Source organism: Arsenophonus sp. PmNCSU2021_1 (genome assembly GCF_036919435.1).
In the GTDB taxonomy this organism is placed as follows: Bacteria; Pseudomonadota; Gammaproteobacteria; order Enterobacterales; family Enterobacteriaceae; genus Arsenophonus; species Arsenophonus nilaparvatae.
On record NZ_JAZHPL010000004.1, the window covers coordinates 837,907 to 850,506 of the forward strand.

The window sequence follows — 12,600 nt, forward strand, 5'->3', positions numbered from 1 at the left end:
GGCAAAACAGCACAATTCTCTATTATTCAACAAAGCCTCATGAGGCCTAACTGCATGATTTTGCGTTGCTAGGATCCGTCGTTTCACTGGGCTGCCAGCATAAAATCTATTTATTCAACAAAGCCGTATTTTATATGAAACCTGTCGGAAAAGACGGGTTAATTTTGTTATCCTTATTCAGAGATTTCTGCAAACAGTATTGGCTTTTCATTAGCGTTTAGTATTCTGTCATAATCTCTTTCTTTTTTAAGAATATTTTTATCAATTTCATAACCGAGAAGTTCAGATAAAATATACTTATTCATCAACCCACTCAGATATCCATCTTTATTACGAAAAGATTCGATAAACCGACAATCGTAGATAGGATTAGTAGATTTATACATAAAAGGAATTAAATATTGTTCTTTGCCTTTTAATGATCCATGACCAACATTTACTTTCTCGCCGTGATCAGATGTATAAATTAAATTAAAATCAATTTTCTTTTCGTTAATGACATTAAATATATCATTAACAACTCTGTCAGTATAATGGATGGTCAAATCATATTTTTCCGCGTTTGGTAGTGCTTTTTTGTCTACTTCATCATAGTTATCGTATGGCATGTGATTACCAAACAGATGAATAATGATAAATCGCTTTGGAGCACTGTCCGATAGCACTTTTGCTAAAATGTTAGGCAATTGATTATCTTTATAATTAGTCAACTTTACATAGTCGCTTTTTCCAGCAATAAAACCATATTTGGAGCTATAAATACCTTGTAGTTCTTGAGACCCCAACCAATAAGTTTTATATCCATTAGCGCTGGCCATTTCGACAATAGACTTATTTTCTGACAAGTTTTTAGCACTTTCTGGCGTATTGAATGCTAAAGTCATAGGAATTGAATCTCTAGTTACTGGAGCGCTAGAATGTGCGTTATTAACTATACAACTATTCTCTGTAGAAAAGATTTTTTGCATATGTGGAGTTGTATTTAAATGATAACCGTACGCGCTGTAACGTGAAAATAAAGAAGACTCACCCATGATTAATATTATATTTTTATTATTATTTTCTCTTTTCGAAAGAATGGAAGAATTAAATTTCTCAATTTCGGCGGTATTTAAATACTTATCATCATTTGCTGATATTATCAAATAAATAATATCACCAAAAACCAAAGGTATTTTATGTTGAAAAAAAACACCAAGTTCTAATTTATCTACTTTAATATGAGAAATTAACCTTTGATCATTTTTTATATCTAAAGCAATCAGGATAATAGAAAGTATTGCAGAGAATAATATCGAATACAAAAATAGAGATGTGTTTTTTTCATTTTTCTTGATTTTATCGATGAAATAAAATGAACCAGCAGTGATGATAAATGAAGGTAAAATCAACTTCAAAAATAAAGCACTGATCATAGATAGCGTTTCATGAGTGTTTGTTTCAAGAATTGAACGTAGGACAGCAGTTGTCACATTACCGTTAGAGTATAACGCATATATAATTTTTAAACTAATTAAAAATAAAAGAAATATCCCGATGAGCTTTTTTATTTTGCTATTACTAATAATTAATATAAAGGTTATTAAGAGAATAGTAAAAGTAGATACATGAGGGACTCTAGAATCTTCTTCAAAAACAAAAATATTCAGAAGTATCGATACTAAAAATATTAATAGCAAAATTATATAGTTAAGATTATCTTTTTTCATATATTTCAATTTTTATAATAACAAATTAGCCCCATCCAAGGGGCATCATATTAGCAGCGTTGAAGGAAGTTGTTAACATTAGCTTGTTGCCATTTTTCAAGCGAGTGAGTCATGACGCTATTGTGCTCGTGAGTACTGGCTTCTAGCAGTTGCTGCATTTCACGAAGTACGGTCTCGACATCTTCCTTATGGCGGAGTAGACGACGGATAACTTGTTTTTCAGCATCAAAAATAGCGGATTTGAGCGTATTAGTCATGCCGTAAATCCGTCGACATTCTTCTGCTATTATCGATATTTGATTAACTTCGAAGTGTTGAGGTGATGCGACTCCTGTAGCATGACGGAGAGCATACCAGATACCTTGCGTCCATGCTCTCTCAAATCTGAATCCATTAGCCATGCTCCAGACAAGATGAGCCAAATTGCGTGTATCGTTATCTGTTAAGAGTTCGGGTGCTTCTGGTCTACGCTTAGGCATTGAATATAACTCTGATTCCATGCGATTAAATTCAGCAATGTAAGCCTCTTTAAATTGCGCTGCTTTCTTTCCGGTAAATCCCATCACCAAGAATACGAAGCCATCTTTGGTCATTTCGTAGTACTTTTGTGGTTTCCCATTTTGTAACTCATTGTTTTTATAGCAAAGCGAAAAATTGCGCTCTGTAAATTCAGTGGAACATTCAAGAGCCTTAATCTTTTTTAGAACATCTTTGTGTAATTTACAGAAATAGTCGGCTACGTCTAAAGAAGTGGTAATGGCTTTACCGTTATGAATAATAACATTGGGTGTATTAGAAAATAATGGAAGTGTCATAATGACCTCTCCTATGGTTTATGCCAATTTTACTACCACTAGAGGTGACAATCTCATTGGTGGTAGCCCAAACAGGGTTGTCACAACTGGATAAACCAACCAGCGAACCTTGCGGTTCCCCCGCCTGAGCCACCGTTTATATAGAGGCTTAGCTGTGACCAATAAAAAACACGCTCGCGGCGTGTCTATCGGCGCGGTTTATCCTTCGGGGTGACAATCCCGACATCTGATTTCTCAGATGCAAGTAAACTATAGCGCATGATTTCTTCTTTCGTCAATGGATACTTGAAAACGAAAATGCCAGCTCTAGTGGTTGGCTTAGGTTTCCCTGGTGTTGGAATATATTTTATGATTAATGATGAAGCTAAAAGGGCATGGATTGTTTTATCTGTGAAAGCATTATTATCTCAATCAATAATCCAAAATAGATCGCTTAATGCGATCTAGGCATTCTCAATGTTCTATGCATTCAATTATTTTCTTTTACCTCCATATAGTGCAAATAACACCAAACGAATATGAAATACGGTCAATAATTGATTCAATGAATTTGTTTCAAACTTTGATTTAGCTGCTGCGATATCGCGCTGCACCAATCGATAGTTAACTGAACGTAACACTGAAATCTGCTTTTGCGGAATACCAAAAGCAAAGAGTAATGATGTTTCAAATTCAACAGGGGTTAACTCTGGGAAAAGATTGCGTAATTCTGGATATTGGGAGATATCAACGATTTTCATCATGCGACACCTTCCATTGTATACAGATTAGCATGTTGTATTAATGATTGTGCTTCACAAATGGACACAGGAAAGCTAGACTTTTTCATTAGCCTTACTCCTATTATGGTAGGTTTAGGGTTAGCTGGCTGTTGGGATTCACACTCCTTTCAGTCAGCGATGATTTCTCACTGAGTATGATTATGTTATACTTCCATCAAAAGGAGGTATTGTTATGGGTCAGGTTGCATTTGATACACAAGAATTTGTTGAAACATTAGAAAAAGAAGGATTGCCAAAAAATCAGGCGAAAGCTATATCGATTGCTGTGCGTAAGTCACATGAAGCAGTTGATGTAGCTACTAAAAGAGATCTTGATGATGTTCGTAAAGATTTAACTACCCAAATATCTGATGCCAAAAAAGAAATTGATATCAGATTTGATAAAGTTGATGCTCGCTTCGAGAAAATTGAGTCTCAAATAGCTGATGTTCGTAAAGACTTATTTGCTGAGATGAATTTACGTTTCGAAAGAGTAGACGCTGAAATATCTGATGTTCGCAAGGATATGCACTTAGTTCGCAAAGACCTGCAACTTGAAATGTCTGGCATTCGTGCTGAACAAAAATTAATCCGCTGGATGTTAGGTGCGGGTATTTTAGGTATTCTCTCTCTGGTGGTTAAAGCTTTTCTGATGCCAGCCTTATAAATTATATTATGGGTTATTAGCTCAGTTGGTAGAGCAGTGGACTCTTAATCCATCGGTCGCAGGTTCGAACCCTGCATAGCCCACCAATCATTATTCATTTTCTTATTACCGAAGATATCAGTAAAGTTCTGTTCTTCATCGAGTTAATCATTTTAATTTACCTATCTTACATTCTAATTGTTCTTTCAGATTTCATTATATTTTTCTTGTGTCGTATTTGTGTCGTGATTTAAAAGCAGCTAATGACATAATATTACCTGAAAAGACATATAGTGACACAATCATCAAAGCGAACGCGGATAAATCATTATTTTTCAGTTAGTTATATTATGCTCTACTATCTTCTAAGCCGTAGGTCGTAGGTTCGAGTCCTACAGGGCGCGCCAATAAAATCAAGGAGTTACGTAGTTTTGTCTCCTAAGCATTATTTAAAAGTGCCAGATTAGTGACATCGTTCCCCAACGCCTCATCAATTTTCTTGGCATGCTCAGTCAGGTGGCTAGGTGAAAGGTGTGCGTAGCGACGTACCATTTCGATAGATTCCCAGCCACCCATTTCTTGTAAGGCGGACAACGGTACGCCTGCCTGTACTAACCAGCTTGCCCATGTGTGACGTAGATCATGAAATCTGAAATCTTTTATTCCTGAGCGCTTTAGGCCAGTCTTCCAGGCTGAATTATCATCGACGCGTAATTTCCTGACTTCGGGTGTTTTCCCTCCTCCTGCTTTATGTTTCGCTTTAGTATGAACAAAGACATAACGATTGTGGCGGCCTATCTGGTCTCTCAGAACCTTGCATGCAGTATCATTCAGTGCAACGCCTATCGCTCTTCCTGCTTTGGCATTTTCCGGATGTATCCAGGCAACCTTCCGTTGCATGTCCACTTGTGACCACTCAAGATCGATGATATTTGAGCGGCGTAACCCTGTGGCCAGCGCGAAGATGACGATGTGTCGAAAACTTTCAGGCATACATTTAATCAATGTGGATGCCTCATCTTGCGTTAACCAGCGGATCCGCCGACTAATGGGTTTCCTGACTTTGACCACAGGTGATTTTTCAATCCACTTCCATTCGTCAGCAGCGATCTTCAACAAGCCTCGCATAAAAGAGAGGTGCTTGCTCCGCGTCGCCGCAGATACCGGTTTTTCAACATAATCAGGAATAGGTAGACCTTTACGTAGTGCAGCATCGCGTCTGGCCTCCCATATCTGACGATGTTTACGATTTAGCATTTTTGCTACCGCTTGCATAATATTATTTTCTGTTAGACTGGATAAAGATTTCCCTGAAAAATAAGTGAGGAAAAACGCTATCTTGGTGCGATCATCGTCTAAAGAACGCTTATGCCCTTTTTCATTGATCCAGCGTAAGCAAGCTTCATCAAAAGTATGATCAGGGATTTCTCCTAATTTACTTATCCGCCATGCTTCCGCTTTCAGCTGATCATAGAGTTCCTGCGCTTGCTTTTTGTCTGTCGTGTTAAGGCAGCGTCTAATTCTTTTGCCACCCGGTTCAACGAAGTCACAGTACCAATTGCCATAACGTTGTTTGATTGCCATTTAGATTTCCTCTCTGAATGGCCGTTTTCTACATTCACGGCCTGATTATGTTGCTGATAGTGGATATATTCAAGGCATGCAGACTTCAAAATCTCGAATTGTCCACCACCGTTACATCCAGATTTACTCGCACGAAGTCGTTTATCTTTAATAAGTTTGCGTATAGTTCTGGGCGATTTTTTAAGAAATTGAGCCGCTTCGGGAAGATTGAAAATCTCATCATCCATTCTAAGGATTGTCATAGTGACCTCTGCTAAAATAAAGCCGCAGCGCCGTTTATGGCGGCGAGCGGTTGGGGAAATTGTTAATCGTAGGAATGGGTTTTGTGGTGAAGAATTAATTTCTATCAGAGCAATGAGATTACATCTTTATTTTTCATCAGAGCTTATTTGAGCGTTTCGATTAACTGGAAAATATTTGTAAATGCTGGCTAATGAAACCCCATACAGTAATGCAAGCTGTTTTCTACTATTGCCAGACTCAAGTAACTTTCTAGCCTGCTCTTGCTGTGCAGAAGATAACGAGCAAGGTCTACCTCCGATACGTCCTCTGCTTCTTGCTGCGGCTAAACCAGCCTGAGTACGCTCAACAATCAGTTCTCGCTCCATCTGTGCCAACGCACTCATCACGTGAAAGAAAAAACGACCTGCTGACGAAGAGGTGTCGATAGAATCCGTCAAACTATGAAAATGAATCCCTTTCTCTTCCAGTTCAGAGATTAAGCCGATTAAATGCTTTATGCTGCGTCCCAGTCTATCGAGTTTCCAAACAACTAACGTATCGCCCGTTTTTAAGCAATTGAGCGCGCGTTTTAATCCGGGTCTCTGGTCTGTTTTTCCGCTGATTTTATCCTCAAAAATCTGCTCACAATTTGTACAAATGAGTGATTTTCGCTGTAAATCGGTGTTTTGGTCATTTTTTGACACCCTCATATAGCCTATTTTTGCCATTTTATCCCCTTATCATGCCTCTAAAAGCCTTGTCATTGCTGGTTTTGGGCAAAATTTTAGCTAAATTCCATATTTAATAAAACCTTGGTTTGTTGAAAACCATAAATCTGGCTAAAAATGCCACACCCAATCAGCGTAAAATTAACGGCAAAACGCTGACTCAGGATGTGCATCTAACCGCAACCGATGTTCATGCTGTTACTCCAGAAATATTACGTGTAGAAATCCCTGTCGGCGTTCCTCTTCTTTGGCCTACTGAAACGCCTCCGACAGATTGGCGTATATGCAATGGTGAGAGCTTTGATAAAAAACAATATCCACTTTTAGCGCTGGCTTACCCGTCGGGAAAGCTCCCTGATTTACGCGGCGAATTTATTCGGGGCTGGGATGCAGGACGAAAAGTGGATAACGGACGCAAAATATTAAGCGTACAAGGTGATTCCCTTCAAAATTTCACTGGAAACATAACCGGCATTCAGTTTGTCGGTCAATCACCAACCAGTGGGATTTTCAAAATGGGTAGTCGAACAGGCGGCAGCAGTATTGGTTCTGGAACCAGCGGCGTATTCGCTGTTGATTGCTCAGCCAGTTTTCAATCTGGTTTGAGAACCGCGTCAGAAACAAGGCCGCGAAATGTCGCGTTTAACTACATTGTCAGGGCAGCATAAAGTTTTTATCTTTTCGGAGCTTCCGGTCACGCAATATCCAGCGTTTTGCTGATATCGACACGGTTTAGCAGCACGCGGTATTTTTCATTACCACTCAATCGTTAACCAACCATTGGCACCATCGCTACCGTTACCGCCAGCCGTCCCAGAGATGCGTGTTCCACCGCCACCACCCCCTCCAGCACCATAGCCGTAAGCAGGTCGGGCATGGTGCGCTCCTTGTGACCCGACATGGCCACCTGGGCCACCTCCACCAAAAGCGCAGGATGCGCCGCTAGCCGCTACCATATAAAAAGTGCTCATGGCATTCAAGTTGCCGCCAACAGCCGTCTCGCCATAGGGATAACCGGCACCACCGTAGCCATTTGTTCCTCCTATACCAGGTGGCCCACCATCACCTCCGGGTAACGTGAGTAAATCGCCTAGCGCCGTCAGGCCACCGTTTCCGCCTTTTATTCCTGAATTATTCGACGCTCCTCCTGCACCGCCTTTGCCACCACGACCTATCGTAATGGTTATCTGTTCACCTGGTGTTACTTTCACAGCTTCACGTATAACCGTTTTTCCCGCACCACCGCCACCTCCGCCACCTCCGCCACCTCCGCCACCTCCGCCACCTCCGCCACCTCCGCCAGAGGTATAACCATTCAGATAGCCAAGTCCACCGCCACCACCGCCCCCTGCTCCACAGCCTGAAACATAAACGGTCGTAATGCTTTCTGGAACGGCAAACACACCACCGTTAAAAAAGGTAGAAAAGCGAGGTTCTAACAAACCAAGGTTTTTTAAAAATTGATTCTTGTCTGGGATGTCAGCACCGTTGTCATTTTTTGATAACTTCTGCTCAAGAAGCTGATTGAGTTTTTCAGCAAATTTAGGGTTATTGTCGATGGCTTTTGCCAGTTTATTCAGTGTGTCCAATGTTGAGGGTGCACTGTCGATCACCGCATTCAACCTGTCATTGACAATTTTCACCGCTTTAGGGGTTGCGGCTTCCGTTTCACTGCTGCTCTGATTGGCATTGCTGAGCTTGACAAAACCTTTTTCACTTACGCTCGCATCCGGGTGGTTTCGGGAGCGTGTATGCCCCTTTAACGCCGCTTCCGCCGCTTTTAATTGCTGCTTTAACCAGGCGGTGCGATTCGCCAGTTCACGTGTGGGCCGGTTGGTGATGCCGTCTGGCCCACCCAATACCGGGTCGGAGGTCTCTATCTGGTAGATACCGTCCTCCCAGGCAGCCGTTTCTTTTAAATAACTCATGTCATCGTCCTCCATCGGGCTGGATCCCCTCGTTGGGCGGATTGTTAGTCATAGTGTAGTCTGTTTTTGTCTATTCATTAAGTGTTTTTGCATACCCTTAACTGCTGCCATGATTATAGCGCCCGTGGTAGGTCGTCTGAGCGTTATAACGCAACGGAACCGCCGTATAATCCAGCGCCACCAGTTCGCTGCGCGCCGGCGCAAAGGCCGCGAGCGTCTCGCGTAATCTGGCCGCCTGGTCATTGGTGATAAGCTGGTTGAGGATGACCCGATACAGCGCCCAGTGCGTCTCGCCATCGGGATACGCGGTGGCCTGTTCAGGTTTAAGGGCGGCTCCCCCTTCGGTTATCGTCACCTCCCCCAATCCCAGCGCCCGTATCATGGCGCGAATCGACCAGGGGGTGCCCTTATACCGATGCAGGGTTATCGCCGATTTCAGCATCGCACGGCGCGCATCATCCGATTCTGCCAGATGCCAGCCATTGACCCCGGTTAACGCCTGCTGCTCTGCCAGCCAGGGCAAGACTGACGCCTCGGTCATATCCAGCAGATAAACCAAGAGCGGCGTCAGGTCAATTTGCTGTAACCGTGCCGCCTGTGCCGCCAGCGCCTGAAAATGGCTCTCTGCCGCCAGCGGCGGCGGTAACAGGCTGTTATCGGTCATCGCTGCTCTCCGTGCCCAGGGTCAACTGAATGTCGCTACAATGCGCCCATTGCTGCGCCGACAGTACCGTCGGTTCAAGGGTAGTGAAACTCGTGAGCTGCACCCGGTAAACGCCCGGTACCGAGAGTGCCGCGATAATCTGGCTGGGCACAATATCCCGTCCCAGCTGTTTAGCCTGGCGGGCCACATACTGCTCAGCGGCCTGCCGCGCCTGTTTCAGTACCGGCTCGCCCGGCTGGCTGGCATAACAGGTCAGCTGTGCGGTAATGGTATAGTCAACCTTTTCAGGGGTCAGCACCTGCACTGTATCGTTCAGCGGGCGCACCCGCTCTTCCGAGCACAGGGCCGTCACCAGACTCAGCACCGTCTTGTCCGGCAGCCCGCTGGTCAGCAGCGGATACAGGTTGACCGTGCCGGGTTTCGGGCGGGTCACCGCCACATCACAAATCCCCGGATGGGCACTCATGGCATGAAAACGATAGGCTTCGCGTGAACCGGCGGTACTGAACGACGCCGGAGCCAGACGGATACGGCGGCGCAAATGTTCATCGTCCTCGGCGTCTGAACCGCCCGCGCTCGGTATCGTGTTGGTGACCTGGATATCCCCGTCATCGATGGCGTCCATCAGGGTACTGATTTGCGCCGGTTGCCAGCCATTACCCTGTATCCCTGCCTCGTTGCAGGTGGCACTCACCGTCACCCGGGATGCCGTTGGCGTCAGCCTGACCTCGCTGTCGGTGGTAAATATCAGGCTGTCTGTGGCGCTGAGCCGTGTTCCAGCCGGTATCGCTATCGTCACCGGAGGCGCGACCGCCAGCGAAAATTCCACCGTAGTGCGCGCCGGTTGGGCTGGCAGACGGTAAACGCCGACCAGCTCAGCCAGATAGTCCAGCATTGGCGCACGGGCAAAGGCCACCAGGTTTTGTTCGGCGGCGGATTGAATGGCACTGCGCACCAGGGTTTCCCGGTAGGCGAACAGGTCTATCAATAGCCGCTCAGCCTGCGCCGGCCACAGGATCTTGCCGCTGGCCGCTTCATAGGCCGTGATCATCTCGCGGGTAATGGCCTGCGCATCCGCTGCAACAAAAACCGGCTTCTCGAGGGTTAACGCCATGCCACCTCCGTTTGTGCGTTGACCTGACTGCCCTGCAGTCGCCAGCGCAGCAGGAGATTGACCCGCTCACCCTGCGCAGCCAGCGTGACCTGATGTAATTCGCATCGGGGCTCCCAACGTCTGATGGCCTCCACCGTTTCCCGCACCACATGCGGCAAGGCGCGTTCTACCGGCATATCCAGATAACGATGCAGGTCACTGCCAAAATCCGCTCGATGCGGGTCACTGCCTTTCGGAGTGCCTAAAATCAGTCGCAGGCACTGCTGAATATCCTCGACGCCACTGACCCGTTCACCCGACGCATGCAACGCAGGTTGCCAGTCTGCGCTGCTGAGAACGGTCATTGTGTTCATCATGATAGTTCCTCCTCCCTTGCTTATAACGGCTTGCCGGTAGGCTTACCGTCATGCCCGTTACTGTGTTGGTGATTTTGTAGCGACACCCGACCCGCCTGGATATCACCGCTGGCCTGGAGCGTGCCGTCAATGATGGCGGCCGCGCCACTGCCGCCCGAACCGCTCATGCCGCCCTGGTAAGTCAGTCGCTTTTGCACCGTCAGGTTGCCCGTTGTGACGGTGTCCGGCGCATCCAGCAACAGGGTATGACTTGCCTTCACCGTCGCATTTTGCGTCTGAATTAGCACCGTGGTCTGGGTGGTGAGCGTCAGGGTCTGTATCTCGCCCCCGATAGCCATCGCGTGATTTTTGCGGTCATACTCGACAACGGTTCCGTCGGCAAAATCCACTCGCCGTTTATCGCGGTTTGCCACTGCCGGGCGGTCTACCTCGGAATACACTGCCCCTAACACCACGCCATCATCGCCGTCAGCATCCAGCAGCAGGCTCACCTGCTCACCCACATCGGGTAGCCCGTAATCCTTGTTATGCTGGGTATTACGTTGCAATACTGGCAGCCAGGCGGTGCGCAGATTGTCACAGGTCGGCAGCCGTACCCGTACCCGGACGTTTTGCTCATCAATCTGGCTCACGGTACCGAACATCAATTGCAGTGCTTTCATGGTGGCTTTTCTCCGATTGTCATCTCTTTTTCATTCAGCGGCCCCACACTGCCATCGGCTTTCACCCCCATCACCGGTGGGGTCGCCGACTTATCCGCCTGCGTCGTTTTCCTGTTGGTGCGCGCCATCGGCCCCTGGCCCAGGGTGAGTTCACAGGTGTACCCGCTTTGGCGCGACAGGGCATGGCGGACTTCGGTGATAAGCCACACCCCGGACAGGCGACCAAAATCGGCCAGGCGCACGGTTAACCCGGCTTGATACGCCGTATTGCCCGCCAGCGCTACCGTCGCCACCCGTTGATATTCATTATGCCGGTTCAGCCCCGCACACACCTTGGCAGTCGCTTCTTCCCGGCTCCGTGCCCGGCTGTGCAGTCTTAAGGTATCGGCGCTGGTTGAACGTCCCTGTTTTTGAGGCGCCGTTTCTCGCGCCACGTCGCCTATCGTGCCATCGGCCTTGATACCGACCGTGACCAGTTGTTTGCGCTGGCTGTCCTGGTATTTCACCTTGCCCTGCTGGTAGATACGGTTAAGCGTATCGCGCAGGCTGTAATGACTGACGGCTTGCGGGGTAATGACGTTAACTGGCGAGGCTTCTCGCAATCTGATGCGCTCAGAAAAAATCAGCCTGCTCGGCGTGACTTTAACGATATAGCCGTACTCCTCCGCCAGCCGGCGCAAAAAAGCCAGGTCGGTTTCATGTTGCTGCGTGACCCTGTCAAGGGGCAGCGGCGCAATCAGCCCTTCCAGTGTCAGGTGGTGTTTTTGGGCAATCCGCCGGGCGATGGCCGCCAGGCTGGTCTGCTCAAACGCCCGGTAGCTCCGGGTTCGCAGCGCGGTGGTCACCGAAGCGGATAACCCACGCAGCGACACCGTATCCGGCGGGCCACTAAGCTCTATTTCATCAATCGAAAAGGTGCCACAGGGACGTAATGGCGCGCCGACCCTGCCGAGCGCCAATGAGAGCGTGTCGCCTTTACCCGGATACCAGGCCCCACGCCAGCGCCCGGCGCTGTCTTCCAGTTCGACCGTCAGCTCATCAGACTGGCCACTGAGCTGATCGGTAAAGCGGATCCCGAGCACGTCCGGGGTGATATCGTGCGTGATGTCCTTTTGGCCATAATGCAGGGTCCAGGTCGGGGCCGGTACCGCCTGCTGTCGTTGTGTCATTAACGCAACCATGGCGGTGTCTCCTCAACGCTGTCCTGTGCGTTAATCAACGGGATAGCCAGGGTGATGCCGGCAGGCAACACCGGTGTAATGGGGATATCAGGATTGGCGGCAATGATCCGCACATAGCCCAATGCGTCACCGTAATAGTAGGCGGCCAGCGTATCCCAGCGCTCGCCCTCACGGGTAATATGCTGCCAGACACCTGGCTTATGTTCTTCTTCCTGTTGGCTTGCAAACAT

Annotated in this window: 15 protein-coding genes, 1 tRNA gene and 1 pseudogene; 3 read left to right on the top strand and 14 right to left on the bottom strand. The window is 47.0% G+C overall.

The window, feature by feature from the left end:
- Positions 1-173 precede the first annotated feature (173 nt).
- The 4 genes from V3224_RS09440 to V3224_RS09450 form a co-directional block, all read right to left on the bottom strand.
- The gene (locus tag V3224_RS09440; protein WP_334470117.1) at positions 174-1,709 is read right to left on the bottom strand and encodes a phosphoethanolamine transferase; all 1,536 of its coding nucleotides are present in this window, start codon (positions 1,707-1,709) and stop codon (positions 174-176) included.
- A gap of 50 nt (positions 1,710-1,759) precedes the next feature.
- On the bottom strand, positions 1,760-2,524 hold the full coding sequence (locus V3224_RS09445; protein ID WP_334470118.1) for a Rha family transcriptional regulator: 765 nt from the start codon (positions 2,522-2,524) through the stop codon (positions 1,760-1,762).
- Complete coding sequence (locus V3224_RS29875; RefSeq protein ID WP_442890119.1) at positions 2,502-2,657, bottom strand: hypothetical protein; 156 nt, start codon at positions 2,655-2,657, stop codon at positions 2,502-2,504. The genes V3224_RS09445 and V3224_RS29875 overlap by 23 nt, the downstream gene beginning before the upstream one ends.
- A gap of 340 nt (positions 2,658-2,997) precedes the next feature.
- Positions 2,998-3,267: a transcriptional regulator gene (locus V3224_RS09450; RefSeq protein ID WP_334470119.1), complete on the bottom strand. Its 270-nt coding sequence runs from the start codon at positions 3,265-3,267 to the stop codon at positions 2,998-3,000.
- A gap of 211 nt (positions 3,268-3,478) precedes the next feature.
- Here V3224_RS09450 and V3224_RS09455 point away from each other — a divergent pair, with 211 nt between their 5' ends.
- The gene (locus V3224_RS09455) at positions 3,479-3,952 is read left to right on the top strand and encodes a hypothetical protein (RefSeq protein ID WP_334470121.1); all 474 of its coding nucleotides are present in this window, start codon (positions 3,479-3,481) and stop codon (positions 3,950-3,952) included.
- Positions 3,953-3,962: 10 nt separating this feature from the next.
- Positions 3,963-4,038 (top strand) — tRNA-Lys (locus tag V3224_RS09460).
- 331 nt (positions 4,039-4,369) lie between these two features.
- Here the strand turns inward: V3224_RS09460 and V3224_RS09465 are convergent.
- From V3224_RS09465 to V3224_RS09470, 3 genes are all read right to left on the bottom strand, one after another.
- Positions 4,370-5,509, bottom strand: a complete 1,140-nt coding sequence (locus V3224_RS09465; RefSeq protein ID WP_442890183.1) for a tyrosine-type recombinase/integrase — start codon at positions 5,507-5,509, stop codon at positions 4,370-4,372.
- Positions 5,392-5,757, bottom strand: coding sequence for a helix-turn-helix domain-containing protein (locus V3224_RS29880; RefSeq protein WP_442890122.1), 366 nt, complete (start codon positions 5,755-5,757; stop codon positions 5,392-5,394). Before V3224_RS29880 ends, V3224_RS09465 begins: the two co-directional genes overlap by 118 nt.
- Before the next feature lie 126 nt (positions 5,758-5,883).
- The gene (locus V3224_RS09470) at positions 5,884-6,465 is read right to left on the bottom strand and encodes a recombinase family protein (protein ID WP_334470125.1); all 582 of its coding nucleotides are present in this window, start codon (positions 6,463-6,465) and stop codon (positions 5,884-5,886) included.
- A 224-nt stretch (positions 6,466-6,689) separates the two neighbouring features.
- Between V3224_RS09470 and V3224_RS29885 the strand changes: the two are divergent.
- Positions 6,690-6,912, top strand: a pseudogene (locus V3224_RS29885) (phage tail protein); the annotation flags it as partial.
- 308 nt (positions 6,913-7,220) lie between these two features.
- On the opposite strand, the gene V3224_RS09480 reads toward V3224_RS29885, so the two are convergent.
- The 7 genes from V3224_RS09480 to V3224_RS09510 all read right to left on the bottom strand — a co-directional run bounded on the left by V3224_RS09480 (position 7,221) and on the right by V3224_RS09510 (position 12,600).
- Complete coding sequence (locus tag V3224_RS09480; RefSeq protein ID WP_334470128.1) at positions 7,221-8,393, bottom strand: phage tail protein; 1,173 nt, start codon at positions 8,391-8,393, stop codon at positions 7,221-7,223.
- A gap of 97 nt (positions 8,394-8,490) precedes the next feature.
- Positions 8,491-9,057, bottom strand: a complete 567-nt coding sequence (locus V3224_RS09485) for a phage tail protein I (RefSeq protein WP_334470130.1) — start codon at positions 9,055-9,057, stop codon at positions 8,491-8,493.
- Positions 9,047-10,171 (bottom strand): baseplate assembly protein, encoded by a 1,125-nt coding sequence (locus tag V3224_RS09490; RefSeq protein ID WP_334470132.1) that lies wholly within the window; start codon positions 10,169-10,171, stop codon positions 9,047-9,049. The genes V3224_RS09485 and V3224_RS09490 overlap by 11 nt, the downstream gene beginning before the upstream one ends.
- Complete coding sequence (locus tag V3224_RS09495; RefSeq protein WP_334468073.1) at positions 10,162-10,524, bottom strand: GPW/gp25 family protein; 363 nt, start codon at positions 10,522-10,524, stop codon at positions 10,162-10,164. The genes V3224_RS09490 and V3224_RS09495 overlap by 10 nt, the downstream gene beginning before the upstream one ends.
- Positions 10,525-10,547: 23 nt before the next feature.
- Positions 10,548-11,189 (bottom strand): phage baseplate assembly protein V, encoded by a 642-nt coding sequence (locus tag V3224_RS09500; RefSeq protein ID WP_334470134.1) that lies wholly within the window; start codon positions 11,187-11,189, stop codon positions 10,548-10,550.
- Positions 11,186-12,370 (bottom strand): phage late control D family protein, encoded by a 1,185-nt coding sequence (locus tag V3224_RS09505; protein WP_334470136.1) that lies wholly within the window; start codon positions 12,368-12,370, stop codon positions 11,186-11,188. Before V3224_RS09505 ends, V3224_RS09500 begins: the two co-directional genes overlap by 4 nt.
- Positions 12,358-12,600 (bottom strand): tail protein X, encoded by a 243-nt coding sequence (locus V3224_RS09510; protein ID WP_334469180.1) that lies wholly within the window; start codon positions 12,598-12,600, stop codon positions 12,358-12,360. The genes V3224_RS09505 and V3224_RS09510 overlap by 13 nt, the downstream gene beginning before the upstream one ends.